This window comes from Xenorhabdus hominickii, from assembly GCF_002632725.1.
GTDB classification, from domain to species: Bacteria; Pseudomonadota; Gammaproteobacteria; order Enterobacterales; family Enterobacteriaceae; genus Xenorhabdus; species Xenorhabdus hominickii.
Genome location: NZ_NJAI01000009.1, coordinates 47,286 through 62,725 on the forward strand (window position 1 = coordinate 47,286; position 15,440 = coordinate 62,725).

General features: G+C 40.9%; 17 protein-coding genes. 3 read left to right on the forward strand and 14 right to left on the reverse strand.

Annotated features, from left to right (window positions below):
- Positions 1 to 3 precede the first annotated feature (3 nt).
- From Xhom_RS22095 to Xhom_RS22120, 6 genes are all read right to left on the reverse strand, one after another.
- Positions 4 to 786 (reverse strand): hypothetical protein, encoded by a 783-nt coding sequence (locus Xhom_RS22095; RefSeq protein ID WP_099139886.1) that lies wholly within the window; start codon positions 784 to 786, stop codon positions 4 to 6.
- Positions 787 to 846: 60 nt separating this feature from the next.
- A complete protein-coding gene (locus Xhom_RS22100; RefSeq protein ID WP_099139887.1) occupies positions 847 to 1,977 on the reverse strand; it encodes a DNA primase in 1,131 nt (376 codons plus the stop codon).
- A gap of 92 nt (positions 1,978 to 2,069) precedes the next feature.
- Positions 2,070 to 2,516 carry a hypothetical protein gene (locus Xhom_RS22105; protein ID WP_099139888.1) on the reverse strand — a complete coding sequence of 149 codons (447 nt, stop codon included), beginning with the start codon at positions 2,514 to 2,516 and terminating at the stop codon, positions 2,070 to 2,072.
- 84 nt (positions 2,517 to 2,600) lie between these two features.
- Complete coding sequence (locus tag Xhom_RS22110) at positions 2,601 to 3,953, reverse strand: DnaB-like helicase C-terminal domain-containing protein (RefSeq protein WP_099139889.1); 1,353 nt, start codon at positions 3,951 to 3,953, stop codon at positions 2,601 to 2,603.
- A 4-nt stretch (positions 3,954 to 3,957) separates the two neighbouring features.
- Positions 3,958 to 4,191 carry an RNA chaperone Hfq gene (locus tag Xhom_RS22115; protein WP_099139890.1) on the reverse strand — a complete coding sequence of 78 codons (234 nt, stop codon included), beginning with the start codon at positions 4,189 to 4,191 and terminating at the stop codon, positions 3,958 to 3,960.
- Between the two features lie 57 nt (positions 4,192 to 4,248).
- Positions 4,249 to 4,965 carry a hypothetical protein gene (locus Xhom_RS22120; RefSeq protein ID WP_099139891.1) on the reverse strand — a complete coding sequence of 239 codons (717 nt, stop codon included), beginning with the start codon at positions 4,963 to 4,965 and terminating at the stop codon, positions 4,249 to 4,251.
- Positions 4,966 to 5,348: 383 nt separating this feature from the next.
- Between Xhom_RS22120 and Xhom_RS22125 the strand changes: the two genes are divergently transcribed.
- On the forward strand, positions 5,349 to 5,984 hold the full coding sequence (locus Xhom_RS22125) for a hypothetical protein (protein WP_099139892.1): 636 nt from the start codon (positions 5,349 to 5,351) through the stop codon (positions 5,982 to 5,984).
- A 34-nt stretch (positions 5,985 to 6,018) separates the two neighbouring features.
- On the opposite strand, the gene Xhom_RS22130 is transcribed toward Xhom_RS22125, so the two are convergent.
- Positions 6,019 to 6,381, reverse strand: coding sequence for a hypothetical protein (locus Xhom_RS22130; protein ID WP_099139893.1), 363 nt, complete (start codon positions 6,379 to 6,381; stop codon positions 6,019 to 6,021).
- Positions 6,374 to 7,063 (reverse strand): AAA family ATPase, encoded by a 690-nt coding sequence (locus Xhom_RS22135; RefSeq protein ID WP_099139894.1) that lies wholly within the window; start codon positions 7,061 to 7,063, stop codon positions 6,374 to 6,376. Before Xhom_RS22135 ends, Xhom_RS22130 begins: the two co-directional genes overlap by 8 nt.
- A gap of 294 nt (positions 7,064 to 7,357) precedes the next feature.
- Here Xhom_RS22135 and Xhom_RS22140 point away from each other — a divergent pair, with 294 nt between their 5' ends.
- Positions 7,358 to 7,645 carry a type II toxin-antitoxin system TacA family antitoxin gene (locus Xhom_RS22140; RefSeq protein ID WP_099139895.1) on the forward strand — a complete coding sequence of 96 codons (288 nt, stop codon included), beginning with the start codon at positions 7,358 to 7,360 and terminating at the stop codon, positions 7,643 to 7,645.
- 10 nt (positions 7,646 to 7,655) lie between these two features.
- A complete protein-coding gene (locus tag Xhom_RS22145; RefSeq protein WP_099139896.1) occupies positions 7,656 to 8,153 on the forward strand; it encodes a GNAT family N-acetyltransferase in 498 nt (165 codons plus the stop codon).
- A 146-nt stretch (positions 8,154 to 8,299) separates the two neighbouring features.
- Here Xhom_RS22145 and Xhom_RS22150 read toward each other — a convergent pair whose 3' ends face one another.
- From Xhom_RS22150 to Xhom_RS22175, 6 genes are all read right to left on the reverse strand, one after another.
- Positions 8,300 to 8,536: a hypothetical protein gene (locus tag Xhom_RS22150; RefSeq protein ID WP_244590805.1), complete on the reverse strand. Its 237-nt coding sequence runs from the start codon at positions 8,534 to 8,536 to the stop codon at positions 8,300 to 8,302.
- A 1-nt stretch (position 8,537) separates the two neighbouring features.
- Positions 8,538 to 9,194 carry a hypothetical protein gene (locus tag Xhom_RS22155; RefSeq protein WP_099139898.1) on the reverse strand — a complete coding sequence of 219 codons (657 nt, stop codon included), beginning with the start codon at positions 9,192 to 9,194 and terminating at the stop codon, positions 8,538 to 8,540.
- Complete coding sequence (locus Xhom_RS22160) at positions 9,191 to 9,514, reverse strand: hypothetical protein (RefSeq protein ID WP_099139899.1); 324 nt, start codon at positions 9,512 to 9,514, stop codon at positions 9,191 to 9,193. The genes Xhom_RS22155 and Xhom_RS22160 overlap by 4 nt, the downstream gene beginning before the upstream one ends.
- A gap of 2 nt (positions 9,515 to 9,516) precedes the next feature.
- Positions 9,517 to 10,218 carry a hypothetical protein gene (locus tag Xhom_RS22165; RefSeq protein ID WP_099139900.1) on the reverse strand — a complete coding sequence of 234 codons (702 nt, stop codon included), beginning with the start codon at positions 10,216 to 10,218 and terminating at the stop codon, positions 9,517 to 9,519.
- Positions 10,219 to 10,232: 14 nt separating this feature from the next.
- The gene (locus tag Xhom_RS22170) at positions 10,233 to 10,559 is read right to left on the reverse strand and encodes a hypothetical protein (protein ID WP_099139901.1); all 327 of its coding nucleotides are present in this window, start codon (positions 10,557 to 10,559) and stop codon (positions 10,233 to 10,235) included.
- Positions 10,560 to 10,629: 70 nt separating this feature from the next.
- Positions 10,630 to 15,396: a tail fiber domain-containing protein gene (locus Xhom_RS22175; RefSeq protein ID WP_099139902.1), complete on the reverse strand. Its 4,767-nt coding sequence runs from the start codon at positions 15,394 to 15,396 to the stop codon at positions 10,630 to 10,632.
- Positions 15,397 to 15,440: the final 44 nt, after the last annotated feature.

The window sequence follows — 15,440 nt, forward strand, 5'->3', positions numbered from 1 at the left end:
GTGTTAGAACATACCAGCCATACCAGCCAGTTTTGAGCCACGCATCTGAATATCGGCAATTTGTGCAGAAGCGGCTTTTAAACCGTATGAAACGGCTTGTTCGCCCATCATGCCTATTTCCGCCGTTGCGTTAGAGGTAAGTCTTGCAGAGCGATTAATTACGTTGTCACAAAAAGCATTAGCGTGGATCACAATATCAAGAGCGCTACCGAGTGCCGGAATTAACGTTTGTCCCTGAATATCTTTGATGGCTTGCAAAACAGTTGTTGAATCACCTTTCATTTTTGAGTATTCAGGCATAGGAACAGATACAACGGTGTAAAAGGCTGAAACATACTTATCGGCATCTATTGTTTCTGACTGCAACGCTTTGGCTAACTCAGTCAAAGGCATATCAATAAATTCTTCGTCAGATTGTCCCTGATAGGCTTTGATGAACTGGTCGAACATTTGCGCAGGTGTTTTGTGTTCGGCGTCTGAGACGGTCGCTGACAGAGCACGGTCGTTAAAGCCAATCATATAGGTGATCGGGGATTTAGATTTACCTAAAACTAGGTCATGGAAATAAATCAAATCATACTCTGCGTCGCCATCATTGAGGTGAACGTGAATAACTCTGAGACAAGGCTTTCCTGCTTCATACAAGAATGTTTCGTTTGTAAGCCTTTCAAACTCTTTTTCCATCTCCGACGAGCCAACGCTAATAACCTCTTGTTGTTGATCCTGTTTGATTGAAATAAAGCCGTCCAGAGACTCTACCTTTTTTAAAAAGACTGACTTATCCATTTACTTTTTACCTCTTTAGTTTTTCGTGATCTTACATAAATAATGTATGTATTTAAATAACTACTTTATACATGAGATGGCTTTATGACCTCGTACCATCAATTCAATAGATAATTTAGGGCTAAAAGGCTTCGAACGATAAAAGGCGTTTATTATTTCCTCATCGGTTGATTCGCCAGCATCTTGTCCCTCACGCTCAAAAGCGGCTATTTTTACGTTAAGTCCGATGGATTGCAGTTTCTTGGCTGCTTTGACGGTGTTCTTAATTGCTTGTTTCTCTGAGTCCCATAGAAATATAACGCTTTTCAAGCCAGCGGCTTTCAAGGTGAGAAAGCTCCCTAACTGGTCTTGTCCGTTCTCGCTAATATTTCCTGATAAGTGCATACCAAACGTGCCTACTGGCTCAACCAGATCCCGCAATGATTCCTCTTTGAAAATGGCTCGTTTAGTTGCGAATACGTCAAATACGCCCTCAAGCAGAATAACCGTGCTTTTCCCTATTGCGTTATGTCCGTTATAGAGAAAACGCCCTGATGCTGGCAGCGTTGACGGAAATAGATATTTCTTATCTGCTTCGCCTGTTACATCACGACCCTGAAACGTACTGAGTTCACCTATCAGATCGTAAATGGGGATCAGGACTCGCATGGAAAAATCTTGTGTGGCAATTCTTCCGCTGTATTCACGGTAAACATGGGAGGCGTTGACGATAAAGCGTAAGTCGAAATACTTCACTAACTCCGCCGATATGTTTCGTTGTTCGAGATAAGTCGGCAATCTCCCATCAGGCAATGGCAGCATGTAGTGCATAGGCAACTGAACTTCTTGCTTTAGCTCCACCTTACTTTCAATGTGTACTTCTTTTTTATTTGGTTGCCAGCCTTGCTCAAGTAACTGAGAATCGATGTAATCGCTAAGGCTTCTACCTGACAACCCTGAATATTCTTTCAGGAAACGATACGTATTGAATTGTTCGTCTGGAGGGTGGCTACCAGCAAAGCAAACGCCTACGTTCGTCTTTGGGTTGAAGTAGACTTTCCAGTCGTGGTTTCCACAAGTCGGGCACTCACGGATATTCAATTCACGACCACTTTTGCCGGTTGTTCTGCGAAAAGTAACGCCTTCAATTTGCAAAAATTGCTCAAAATCTAACGACTCTAATTTTTCCCTTAATTCTCTGTTCTTGCTCATAACCTACTCTTGCTTTTGCTTTTTCTCATAATAACAAAGCCACTAAATGCCGAATCGTTTTCCCGTCATTTAGTGACTTGTTTTAAAAGGTGTTATGGGCGTTTTCCACCTGAGTAGGTTTGTTCAAATGTCTGTTTCATCATTGAGAAAAACATCTGTTCTGTATGCTCATTGAAATTATTTGAACGCAGATGACTAAACAGATTTTGGGATATAACGTATAGCTCTTTTTCCAAATACTGAATCTTATGTGATTCAGTTGAAAGACACGGACGAAGTTCGGTTGTTTTGCTGTAAAATAACGCTTCTACGCCCTCATATTCCAAAACAAAACCGCTTATTGTGTGACAAACAAAAATAGCCTGTTTCCACTCGTTGTTTTTGCCTAAGTTACGAAACTCGATTGATTCACCTGGTACAGCGTGTTTATAACGGTTCATAACTGATTCAGTTTTTTCTTCTAAATTCTTCTGAATAAGGGCAGCCAATTCGGGTTCGTAGTACATAAAAATTGGTTTTATGTTTCTTTGGTTAAGCATGTTGTTACCTTAATTTGTTTCTGCTGTTTAAGTATGTGTGTTTTATAAAAATACTTTTTTATGATCGGGAGTCACATATTGCGATTATGTAATATCGATGATTCTCTTAATAAAGCGCATCTGATCTAGGTTCTGTTCGATGCGAATACTGACCTCACCTTTCTGGTTACGTGAACCAGCGATATACAGTCTGGCTTCGCCTTTGGCTTTTTCTTCTTCCGTCTTATTGATGGTGATAATCAAGTCGGCAATACGGACTTTCTCAACGTTATCTGCGGCGTGCATCATGGTCGCAACCTCTGACGAACCACCCTCACGATTTGTCTGTGATGCTGTCATTCCAGCAACATTGTAAGTATCGAAAACGGCACGTAGGTCGGTGTAAATAGACTTCACATCTTCACGAGGATCACCACTACGATAGTTAGACTTCATCAAGTCCGCATAGTCCACGACCAACATATCGAGCACGATCCCCGTTGCGATAACACTCTCAACGATGCGAATTACATCATTAGGGCTGACTGAACCTGATGGACGCTGAACGAGAAACATCTTGCCGACTTTCTCTCCAGCACCGATTTCTTTCAACTTTTTCGTGACTTTTTCACGGCTGTCAATCAATGACTCCATTTCGGTTTCAGATAAACGGGCATCAAAACGGTCGGCAACGATTTCTTTGTGTACTTCTAAAGAAATATAAAGAACGTTGAAACCAGCCAATGCTGCGTTAATAGAGAACTCCCCCATCCCCGTAGATTTGCCTGATTTTGCAAATCCCATGAACAGAGTCATTTCTTTTCGACCCCAGCCCCGATGATAAAGAAGCGCATCAAGTGCTCGGTTGCCCGTAGTGATCCCTTGTGGCGGAGCTTCACCCGACGCTTTCTTCTCACGAGTCTCAAATCTCTTTGATGCCTCATCAAAGTAGTCGTAAATTTCCGATGATCCTTTTGCCCCTAAGTGCTTCACCTTGTCCATGATCTGCATGGCTTTGTCAAAGTCACCTTTGTCTTTAAACTCGGCAGCTTTCATCATAGCGTTATCAAACGCAACGGATTGAGCAAACACCGTTACCTGATCAACCATGAATTGCGAGTCAGTCAGTTTAACAGCGTTTATCGCTTTAATAGCCTCGATGATATCTTTGGCATAATCACTGCGGATCGCTTTTTTGGTGATATCGGTTTTAATCAACATTACCAACGTCTCAATAGACGGAGGTGAGCAATACATCTTAAAATAGTTACCGGCTGTCTTAACCAGAATTCCCATAGCTTGATTATCGAACTGGCTAGGGTCAACTAAATCGTGAGCCTGAGTTACAAAGCGATAGTCACGGCAATAATACGCCGCTAAGTTAGTTTGAAAACCCTCGTCGAACTTTTCCGACAAGGGTACGCTGGTGTGTTCTAACTCCATTTCTGTCGCCGACATTTAATCACCACACTGCGTTAGAGGCACTATTACGGAAACTTTCAATAGAGCCGTAAAATACTGTCTGGAAGTCATTACGATTATCTTCGCCTTTTACATCAACCAACACCGATTCATCATCAAACTTCTTCACTAAGCCTGAGATTAAATGGCCGTTCTTTGTCATAATTTCAAGCGCAACGCTATTGCTTTTCAGCCACGAGAGCCGAGATTTTGTTATTGAATATTTATCACTCATTTTCTTTTTCCTTTTACTTAATTCCGTGATTAATTCTGATACCATAAAAACGGGTAACTACAAAAACATGCAGGCTTTTTTGTATTCGACAGGGTGCTGTTCAATGAAAATTTGTTGATCTAAATATTCCAGCGAGAATACCGCCGAGAAAATCAGGAAGTGACGTTTGTCAGGTCGAGCATTGTTTATTTGCGCCATAACAAACGCCCTGTGAGCTTCTTGAATTTCATCACCCACGTAGCTATCTTTCTTAAAATAATCCAACTCAGAGCCATACAAGCGTGTTCTCTTGCGCTTCTCATTCTTATCAATAAAGATTTCAAGCAAATCGTCTTGCCATAGATGCTGCGGTCGAGGTAATTCGCCCCATTCACGCTTTGCCGCTATCGACAACATGGTCATGACGAAATAGCCATATTCCACGCCCAGTTCATCCGCCTTTTGACGGGCTTTCCAAAGCGAGGTGATGTTAGCTTTTGAGAGTTGAATAAAAGGGCAGCGTTTTAAACCTGTCTTAAACGGGGCCTTGCGGAAATCTTCTCGACCGTGACTGCCCATTATTCGGCTGTACTCACGCTTATACGCTTCGGAAAACAGGATCGTTGCATCCATCGGGTGCAAGTGGCGATAGTCGAACCACTTAGTTTGAAACAAATCGACTTCACATTTAGTCCGTGATAACCCGACATGCTCGACAATCCATTGATCTTTATCTTGTGCCGCCCATGAAAACATAAACATTTGCGGATCTTCTTCTGATAAGAAATCTTCCATTATTAGGCACATAAAAACTAACAACCTTATTATATGTAAGTAATCAAATACGTTATATCAGTGAGAAAGAAAGAAATCAAATCCGCAGTGTGGTTTTTTGAAATTTAAGAAAGGTGAGGAAACTACTTTTGAAAGAAAAAAAAGAGCAAGACGAATGCCGTGCTCCCATAAGATATTAATAGATTTTAAATAAAACAAACAAAACAAATTAAGGATCTTGATAATAGCCTTTTTTGTGGTTTTTCTCTAATTAAAGTCTTATATATATATTATGGGAGCACGGCATTTAAAGTTGTTGAGTTGGTATAAATAAGGTGGCTGTTTTTTATGCACAAAAATGGTGTATAATAAACTTATAGATTGTCCAACAGTGGAGGGCAATTATGGAAAGTGTAAAAAGTGTAAGGAAAGAACAGAGTATGCCTTTAATCATTGACGATGCAGACTTTAATAGAAAACTTCGTATGCCTGGCAAAAATGCCGAACACACTGAGGCGTTCTTGTCCAATGGTGTAAAGCCGTATGACTTGCCGGAATACGCCATACCTCACGGTTATCGCTTAGTGAAATCTCTAAAGAAAAATCAGTTTCGCATGATCACAATCGAAGAAAACGCAGAAACGGTTTATCTTGTTGAACTTAATTTTCGCAGCGACATTGTTATAGGCAAATCAACCTGCACTCAAATAAAGGTGTGGCGTACAATTTCAGCACAACATCAACATGCGGTTTCAGGTTTCCCAAGATTGTTCTTTAAACATTTGCTGGATGAATACAGCATTGTAGTGACCGACGAACAACAAACTGGCGACGGCAAACGTTTTTGGGAATCAATGATTTCTTGGGCGTTGAACGTAGGATTTTCTGTATACGCATCTGACGGTTCAGAAATAGACAGGCCTTTGACCGCCATTGGCGACCTTGATGAATTCTATAAAACATGGGAAGAATTTTGTTGGGGAAGTGACAGTGACATCCACACACACCGTCTTGTTGTTATCAGTAAATCTCCGTTATAAACTTAAAAGCCGCTGGTGCGGCTTTTAAGTTTACTTATGGGATTTTCTTATCCAGCTCTTTAATCAAATCTTTAATCTGTTCCGGTTTCGTCTCCAAGCTCAATTCTAATGCAGCTTTAATATCGCTAAAAGGTAACGATGCCAAAGTGACTAAAGCAGCCCTAAACACGTCTGAACGGCTTAGATTAGCGCGTCTTGGCGCTATCCGCAGAAGGTCAACTAATTCGTGATATTCATCTTCCATTGAGACGGTACGGCTTTTGATTATCTCGTCGCTGTTCTTGCGGCGACCTCTTTGCTTTACAGTAACCTCTTTTAGTGAAGAATTGCTTAAAAACTCCTGAACCGCTTCTTCTCTGTCTTGTTTACGCAATCCTACCATTGGATCTCTAGCCATTTACCTTTTCTCCATACACAAATTCTTTTACCAACTGCTTAATTTCCGATTCGGCTTTTTTATCTCTTTCCGCACCGGTTAACTCAAAAATAGTTCTACCTGCTTCTTCAGCATCATCATAAACATTTCGGGCATAAATGTTGGTGTCGAGAGCGGTCATGGCAAATGTTTCGCATACATCTTTTGCAAATTGAATACGAGGGAATTGGTTAGGTAATGACGGGCACTGGTTCATCACTACACAAACTTTCAGGTCTTCATTGAGGATTTGCGCTTTCTCAATGATGCGGTCAAGCGCAGCCAACGAACGCACGTCACGGCGTTTTGGTCGGATAGGTAGAAGCAAGTGTGTTGCTTTTAACATAGCCTCACGCTGAACCTCTGAGTCAAAACCACCTGCGTCAATAACAATGAAGTCGTAATTTTCTTTAATGCCGTCTAGGTACTTAATGACTTCATTTGAGCGGTAGTGGAAAGAAAGTTCTTTTGCCGGCTTATCTGTTGGCAAACTTACTCTGTCCTGACACCACTGATAGGTAGTTTTTTGAGCATCGATATCGAGTAGGTGAACTTTTTTGCCTTCAACCAGCAGTAAATACCCTGCAACCTGTTGAGCTAACGTGCTTTTACCGGGACCACCTTTACTGCCACCTACGAGTATTATTTTAGTACCTCGGTTCATTGCATCCGCCTTATTTGTTTGTCAGCCGACATTGTTATTTTACATAAGATACATGGCTTATTTAAAAAAGTGAAGAAAACCTATAAATAAACTCATTGTGAAAAATATATTGTTTTCTTATCTATAAAAATATCACAAAAATAAAGCCAATTTGCAATGTGACGCGAATGTGATTACATTATTCATGTGTACTATACTACCCTGACACACCAACAGATAATGCATTGTTTACATTGAATATTGATAATTATTATCTTAATTAAAACTTAACACTAGTACTCGAAAGGTAGTGATATGAATATGACTGAAATTCAAACAAGTAACCGAAAAGCAAAGAATTTGAATTTGCGGATCAATGAATCAGACCGTGAATTGATTTCAAAGGCGGCTGAGGCTAAGGGAAAAACATTAAGCGAATATGTACTAGATACTATGCGTTCGGATGCACAAAACACTTTGTTAGAGCAATCTTTCTTGGTTGTTTCTCCCGATGCTTATGATCTGTTTATGAAGGCTCTTGATGCCCCTGCTGCTGTGAACACAAATCTTGCTAAAACAACAAATATGCTAAAACCATTTTAGCGAGGAAATTATGATTAATGATCTTGAACCTTTGAATAATACACATAAGACCATGTATTTCTGTTCAGGAGAGAAAATGCTTGATGCTTGGCTTCAAGAAAAAGCATTGAAAAACTCTGCCAATAACGCTTCAAAAACATTTGTTATGACAAACGAAAGAAATGAGATCATTGCGTATTATTGTCTGTCTAGTGGTTCAATGATGAGAAACGAAGCCGCAAGCCGGATTTCTCGAAACATGCCAGCCCAAATCCCTATAGTGTTACTTGGAAGGCTTGCGGTTCATTACGACTATCAGGGGCGTAGTTTTGGAAGATGGTTAATTAGAGATGCCGCTTTTCGCTGTTGTCAGGTTGCTGAAATCATTGGTGCAAAAGCGCTTGTTGCACACGCTATTTCTGAACCCGCAAAGCAGTTCTATTTTAGCGTAGGATTTGTCCAGTCTCCTTTGCGCCCAATGACAATGATGATATCGCTACAAGACCTTAAAAAAGCATTTAACCTTTAGAAGATTTCTTCCACTTACAAAGTCTATATCCGATAAGGTTATGGGTGAGAATATTTCTTGCCGTAGGGTCTGTTAGGCTATCTTCTTTACCAATATAGATAGGCGAGGCCGTGTCACAAAAGGTAGGTGCTGTCGAACCAGTGGTATTATTTACGCATCCAGTCATTGCGAAGTTCAGCAGCAGCAACCCCGATTTCTTTTTGCTGAACTTCATGTTCAACCTCTTTCTTCACATCCAATGTGGTTTGCAGGCGTTGATTTTCTTCCTGCCGTCGTTTTATTTCAACAGACTTTCTCGCCGCTCTGCCGCCCATGTGATAGGCGGCGAAGAGAACAGCGATAATAGACAATGAAGTGTATAAAAACGTTTTCAGCTTATCCAATTCATTTCCACCTTGGCATAGAATCAGGGGCATAAGCAACAACCGCATGATCATTATTTATAAAAGTGATGCCTGCGCCTCCAAAATTCTGATTAAAGTAACCAACGAATAACCCTCCTTCGCTATTTATTGCAGGAAAAGATATACTCTTAAGAGGATATTGATAATGATGACCAAAATTCATACTTAAAACCATACAATCTTTATAGCCCATAATAGGCTTGGGATTAGCAAGCGGGTGACCAAATTCAAGTTTAACAAAGTCTTTTATTCGCAAAGGTGTTTTAGATGATGAATAAAACAACTCACCATTTTCGTTATACATGTTTAATCCATAAGTATCATTGCTGTCTCCAGATTGGATTGGGCGGTAAATATATGCTTTCGTTTCTGCACCAATAAGCATAAGTTTTATTTCTCCAGCCTTAATCTCATAGTGAAAATAATTCTCTACTTTTGCAGATTTAACGTGCTTTGAAAAAATCAAGTAATTTGACAGAAGATGTGGATATTCAGGAATATGTATAACATTTTTTCCTAAATAGTTTTTATATTCACCCTGCACATATTCACTAAGATCGTATTCTTTTTCCAAAACGTAACATTTTGAACTTAATATACCCAACTCATTTCCATCTACCTCAAAAGATAAATTCATTTATTTATCACCTTAAAAACAGTAATTACTGGAATAGTCCAAGAAGCCTGTAAAATATGACGCCCACCATATTCCCAAATAAGAGTATCGCCAGCAATTCTTAAATTTCTAACAGAAAGGTAGTTCTTCATTCCTCGTACAGGTACAAAAGTAGATTGAGACACGAAAGGTACGAGCTTGCCGCCTCCTTGTAAAAAACGGGGATCAATTTTGATGGATGTTGTTTTAAAATCCACTTGATCACTATATACAACATATCCTATAGATTTAGTGAGTTCGTCAATATGACCTTCTAAAGTTCTGCATTCCAATCCAAACATAATTAACCAATACCTTGCTTAAAACGTTTGACCTGCGAATACGCGATGACACAAGCCACCACAATAGTTGCAACTCCGAAGACGATACGAACTACTGACCCGCTGGATAGATGGCTCTCTGACTTCACCATAGCATCTGAAAGCTGAGGCATAACTTCGGCAATCTGGCCGATTCCCAAAGATGCAACAACTGTTGCACTAGCGGTTTCTTTCGTTACCGGAATTTTGGCAATTTCTTTCGTCTTTTTGACAACACCAGCACGACGTAACCCCTCATCAATCACTTCACGGCTGTACCACGAGTTGAGGGTTTTGAGTTTACCTTGACTGTTTTCCTGACGAATGATCGCCTCCACCATCGGACGAATAGTGTCATAATCATGTAGATCAATATTTTGATCAGGGTAAACTCCCATTGCCTTACTGACGAACTGAACATACCGCTCAGTGTGGTTTTCAACTGAGGGTGCCCAACGTTCAATGACTTCACGCACGGTATCAATGCGAGTGCCATTTGCTGCTTTACGCTTATCGTGATAGGTGATGAGCGTAACCGCCAATGCTCGAATGCCGAAAGTCGCATCAACGAAAGAACAGAAACGAGCGTCTTGAGGTCTTTTGGTCAAACCCTGCCACGGCGAACCCATTTCGAGATTGCCGGGATTGTTATTTCTGATCCCACGAGGTAATCCTTTACTTGTCATAGCTAACTACTCCTTTAGTTACCCATACCATTCTTTAAACCCCACGCCGCCAGCCCTAAAATAAGAGCCGCCACCAGCATAGAGGCTATTTTTGAGATTATGCCCCCGTAAAATCCGCTAGAAAGGTTGTCTAATCTAACCAGCAGCTTTTCTATGTTGGCATGTTGAATACTGTGCTGTGCCGCCGTCATGTCGCCAAAGTAGGCTTTAAGATGGCGATTAACTTCTTCACCGACCTTATCCTTTAGGTCGTCACGCAAATTTACCGCAACTTCCTGTGCGACAATCTTTGCAATTCGCTCCACCATTTCCGGTGTCACTTTTCCCACCTCGTTAGCCATTTTAACCTCCATGTGTTAGGCAAATCGGGGTGGGAAATTTATAGCATTTTTTAACGCAATAGGTAAGTGGTTACATATTATTTTTAAGAGCGTCAACCTGTTTCTGCAAATCTTTTACCGCTTCAACCAACAAGCCAATTACACTGTTGTAGTTTAGACGTAGCAAGCCTTTTTCGTCTTTAGTCACTGCTTCCGGTAAAATATCTTGTACTTCCTGAGCGATAAGGCCGGCAGAACGGCTGCTATTGTTGTTATCGTCAGATACGGTATAGGTATAACCACGCAGTTTTGACAGTTTTTGACCTGCATCACTGATTTTTTCAATGTTTTCTTTAGAACGCTTATCAGATCTGATATATACATCGTTAAAGTTACCATTTCCGCCACAATAAAACGCCCCATTAGTTTGCATCTGCCAATCACCACCGTGGACACCGTTATTAAACATCAAGTGTCCATTAGGATCTTTAAAAATATATCCATCAATTTGCGAACCATTATGAAAGACAATATGGCGGCGAGCTGCACGATTTAAGTGTAAATCACCTGATTTTTCAAAATAACGACTATCAGACTCACCTTTAGTATAGCTCTCGCCTTTATTGGCAAAGTTACCTTTCAGTTGATATTTGTTATCAGATTCGCCTTTAGAGTACGCCCCAACTTCCGATGCAGTCGGCGGCGAACTGGTGTTATACAATCTGCGCCAACCGGGGGAATAATCATTGCCATTACCGTTATTAACGTAAATAAACTCTTTATTAACCTCACCACTTGCAGAGGTTGTCGGTGTTATAATCTTAATTGTGTAAGCGCCTATAAGACCAACCACTTCAACCGTACAACCTGCCAAGTGAATATTTCCAACACCGGTGTCTGAGATATAGCAGTTCCCAGCGTACCACCACGAACCTCTGACTAACCAATATCCTGTATCAAAAGCCCCTTTTGACTTTATCCAGTCAATAAATTGGGCTGTAGTCCATGCCTGCTGGCTTTCCCCAAAGCTGATACTTTGACCTATTTTGGTCTGATATTTTCCGTCAGACTCACCTTTGGTATAGGCGTCACCCAAATATAAAAATCCTTTTTCTGCAATCGTGCCATTATCGTTTAAAAATCTAGCTCTAAACTTACCTAGTGAGTCAACAAAGAATTGTCCAGTATCGCCACCAGTTCGCCAGTTTATATTTACTCCTTTAGCCCATCCTGAAGAATCATCACCAGTAAAGAAAAAAGTAAAATTTCTATCATTAAGATCAGGAAGTGACTTTGCATATCCGGCAAATAATGTAGACGATTCTTCTTTCAAGTAAGAACTTCCAGCTATTGCATAGTTTCCTTTAGCCTGAAATTTGCCGTCCGATTCACCTTTAGAATAACTATCCCCTTGAAGCGCAAATACCCCCCCTCTTCCGGGATGTTTGATCTCGCCTTGCCAATTGCCATTCTGTTGCGCAGTCCATACCCAAGCACCATCACGTTGAAAAAAGTAACTAAGGTTATTTCCTGAGCCTGTAATGATATGAGGTGCTCTTACATCCCCACTGAAAGTATGAGAAGCAGCATTAGCATAGTTACCTTTTGGCTGATATTTATCGTCTGATTCGCCTTTAGTGTAAGCAGTGCCATTCGCCATACGTCCATTAACTTTCGCATCAATATCGCCTTGTGAATATGTCCAATTTGTTGTGGCAATATGATGCCAAGGGTTCCAAGTATTGTTATCCCCATTTTTTGTTCTGAATTTAAGAACATCCCCATTACCGTAATATCGAGAAACAAGCTGCAAAACATAATTACCATGAGCAAATGAAGCACCTACTCCAGTCTCTTGAGCACTGTTTTCAGCATCATGATAGACAAATGCAACTCTATTGTTCGGCCAGTTATTTAGGTCTGAATTATCACCACCAGATTGTTTCATTACATAAGGTAGACTGCTGTAGTTACGACTATCAGACTCACCTTTTGCATACGCATCTACATCACTCGCAGAAGGTTTATGATTTTCTGTGTACACTCTAACCCAAGTAGGATTGCCTTCTTTAGTATTAGAGAATCCGTAATAAACGTGCCCTTTGTCAAATCCAGTCAAAAACCCTGCATATCCCTGAGCCATATCACGAGCAGCGATAACATGCCAATAACCATGATCACCGAATCCATTTGGCAACCCAATACTGTCGATATGCACCATTGTTGAGTAACCAATAGGTTGACCCCACTCACCAGATGAGATCGTTTTCAGAGCGGTCCATGACTTGCCAAGATTTATTGTATCGCTTTTTACAAAGTTCTGGTTAATTTCATCTTTTGAGTAAGAATAACCTTGTAATGCAATAACCCCTGTTTCTGTTGGCAAAGAAGCTACAGAAATATTATTACCGTTTGGATCACGGTAGATAAAGTTTAATGGTGCGCTACCATGAGGAGTAGTCTCAATTAAGGCATAACGATCATCAGGTTTTTGAAGTTTAATACCTGCGTAATTGTTAACCCACTTAGCCGATATGTAGCCAACCTTAAGTTCTTCTTGTGAGTTTTTTAACGCATACTTACTATCTGATTCCCCTTTGGTGTAATGTTCTTCTAATATAGCAGCCGTTCCTGATTTTTTAGGATGTTTGAACTCACCAACGTATTGGTCACCAATATTAGCTAACCAATAAGCATTACCCTCTTTAGGTTCTAGCCACGTTCTATCTTGCCCTTGCATACCAGAGACAAATCCCGGTCCATACATATTTTTATCAACAGACAAATTTCCATATTCGTCTGAGGATGACAAAACATAATTGTATGTTTTACCTTCCAATACTCCTTCAGGTAATGTCGCTGATGGGGTTGACAACGCTCCCAAGTTTAAAATGGTTGCATTAGCTTGCTGCGCATTGCATATCAAGGAAAATGCGAAAGCACCAAGGTGGACATAAACATCGTATTTGTCATTTTCTGTATTAATGGTTGCTATCTTATTCACGGCACTAGTATTCGTTCTGTAAATAACCGCGTTTATCCCTTTTGGATGACCATTGCCAGAACGTAAAACAATTTCGGATAGAGATGCCTGTACGTAATGACCAACATTGAAGCCACTACCGCCTACAATTTCTATACGAACAGTACTGGCTGCCTGTGGCATGATGACTTCGGCTATTTTTGTCCAAGTCGCTACATTTGATCCTATAGTTATTACGGCAGTTTTCCCTTTGAGAGAGTCTTCATTTGATTGTGCGGCAAGAGTTGCTCTATTGGCAGCATCCAGCGCCTTACTTTCTGAGACTGACGCTAATTCCGCTTTTTTAGTTGCCAAAGTAGCGGCTTCTTGTGCTGCATTTTTTGATGATACTGCAACAGATTCCGATGCTTTTACAGATGCCTGAGAAGCAGACGCAAGTTGTGCTGAATTTGCGGCATTGGTTTCTGAGGTTTTGGCGGCATCTTGAGAGCTTTTAGCTGCTTTTTCTGCGTTGGCAGTATTGGTTTCTGAGGTTTTGGCAGTGATTTCGCTTGCCTTTGAATTAGTCTCTGATAGCTTTGCGGCGTTAGCTGCATCAGCCGCAATTTTTGCATCATTCCCCATTTTCGCAAGAGTGTTCGCCGCATCTTTTGCCGACTTTTCAGCTTCTGACTTAGATGCTGCTGCATTATTTTCTGATGCCTTAGCATTTTTCTCTGCGGTGGTGGCGTTATTTTCTGACGACTTGGCGTTAGTCTCAGACGTTTTCGCAGAATTTGCAGAACTTGCCGCACCGGATGCTGAGGTTGCAGCATTATTGGCTGAACTAATTGCTTTATTGGCCTCTTGTTCTGCTTTACTTGCAGAAGCAGAAGCATTAGAGGCAGATTTAGTTGAGGTATCACTGGATGCTGCTGCGTTAGTTTCAGAGGCTTTTGTTGCTATTTGTGAATCGGCTGCTTGTTTGGCTTTTTCAGTTGCAGAATCCGCAGAAGATTTAGCATTAGTCTCTGATGACTTAGCGCTAACTTCGGATGATTTTGCGTTAGTCTCTGAGGTTTTAGAAGCAAGTTCGGATGCTTTAGCAGCGTTAGAAAAATTACCCGCATTAATTTCAGAAACCTTTGTAGCCGCCTGAGACTCATTTGCCCCTTTAGCTGAGTTAGCGGCATTAGTTTCCGACACCTTAGTCACAGTTTGTAAAGCCGCTGCCGCTTTCGCTGAATTAGCCGCATTAATTTCAGATGTCTTAGCATTGGCTTCTGAAGTTTTTGCTGCCGATTGAGACATGGATGCTGCAACTTGGGAATCCTTCGCAGCTTTAGCTGAATTCTCAGCTTGTGTTTCACTGGTCTTAGCCGCTATTTGTGAGTCTTTTGCTGCTTTCGCTGAACCAGCCGCATTTTCTGCTTGATTACCTGCATCTGAAATCAGTGTCTGATTTTTATCAAACCACTCTATACGGGCTTTGTGTGACGCATAGATCGTTTCCAGTGAATCAGCCTTGAATGTAGTACCGTCATCTCGGACAATAACGACTGGTGATGGGGAAGTTAACCAGTTTCGAATTTCACGGGAATCACCGGATATTGAGTGAAGCAAGGCTGAGAACCGAGCGCTAAACTGCGACAAATCCCCTTCGTAAGTGGTAATGATACGGCAGGGCTGATCCTTGATTGAATTTCCCTTGTAAACCTCTACCAGAGTAAGTTCTGTATTACTCTGAACACTTTCAATTTCATATAAGAGATTATCAGAACCAATAAGCACCATGCCCGGCATAACGCCATATTTCGCCTGTGACCAAAAAGTTCCAACACCGGTAACATTTTTACTGCCTTTCTCAAAAGAATTAGTACCTTCCCTGTACCACATTTCATATTTCCTTTTCAGATGTATAATAGGTATTTAATTACTTA

Bases quoted from the DNA above. Each gene is read 5' to 3' on its own strand.
- Xhom_RS22110 (WP_099139889.1), bottom strand. From the start codon at position 3,953: ATGTCGGCGACAGAAATGGAGTTAGAACACACCAGCGTACCCTTGTCG.
- Xhom_RS22120 (WP_099139891.1), bottom strand. From the start codon at position 4,965: ATGGAAGATTTCTTATCAGAAGAAGATCCGCAAATGTTTATGTTTTCA.
- Xhom_RS22135 (WP_099139894.1), bottom strand. From the start codon at position 7,063: ATGAACCGAGGTACTAAAATAATACTCGTAGGTGGCAGTAAAGGTGGT.
- Xhom_RS22130 (WP_099139893.1), bottom strand. From the start codon at position 6,381: ATGGCTAGAGATCCAATGGTAGGATTGCGTAAACAAGACAGAGAAGAA.
- Xhom_RS22115 (WP_099139890.1), bottom strand. From the start codon at position 4,191: ATGAGTGATAAATATTCAATAACAAAATCTCGGCTCTCGTGGCTGAAA.
- Xhom_RS22160 (WP_099139899.1), bottom strand. From the start codon at position 9,514: ATGTTTGGATTGGAATGCAGAACTTTAGAAGGTCATATTGACGAACTC.
- Xhom_RS22125 (WP_099139892.1), top strand. From the start codon at position 5,349: ATGGAAAGTGTAAAAAGTGTAAGGAAAGAACAGAGTATGCCTTTAATC.
- Xhom_RS22100 (WP_099139887.1), bottom strand. From the start codon at position 1,977: ATGAGCAAGAACAGAGAATTAAGGGAAAAATTAGAGTCGTTAGATTTT.
- Xhom_RS22145 (WP_099139896.1), top strand. From the start codon at position 7,656: ATGATTAATGATCTTGAACCTTTGAATAATACACATAAGACCATGTAT.
- Xhom_RS22095 (WP_099139886.1), bottom strand. From the start codon at position 786: ATGGATAAGTCAGTCTTTTTAAAAAAGGTAGAGTCTCTGGACGGCTTT.
- Xhom_RS22175 (WP_099139902.1), bottom strand. From the start codon at position 15,396: ATGTGGTACAGGGAAGGTACTAATTCTTTTGAGAAAGGCAGTAAAAAT.
- Xhom_RS22170 (WP_099139901.1), bottom strand. From the start codon at position 10,559: ATGGCTAACGAGGTGGGAAAAGTGACACCGGAAATGGTGGAGCGAATT.
- Xhom_RS22105 (WP_099139888.1), bottom strand. From the start codon at position 2,516: ATGCTTAACCAAAGAAACATAAAACCAATTTTTATGTACTACGAACCC.
- Xhom_RS22140 (WP_099139895.1), top strand. From the start codon at position 7,358: ATGAATATGACTGAAATTCAAACAAGTAACCGAAAAGCAAAGAATTTG.
- Xhom_RS22165 (WP_099139900.1), bottom strand. From the start codon at position 10,218: ATGACAAGTAAAGGATTACCTCGTGGGATCAGAAATAACAATCCCGGC.
- Xhom_RS22155 (WP_099139898.1), bottom strand. From the start codon at position 9,194: ATGAATTTATCTTTTGAGGTAGATGGAAATGAGTTGGGTATATTAAGT.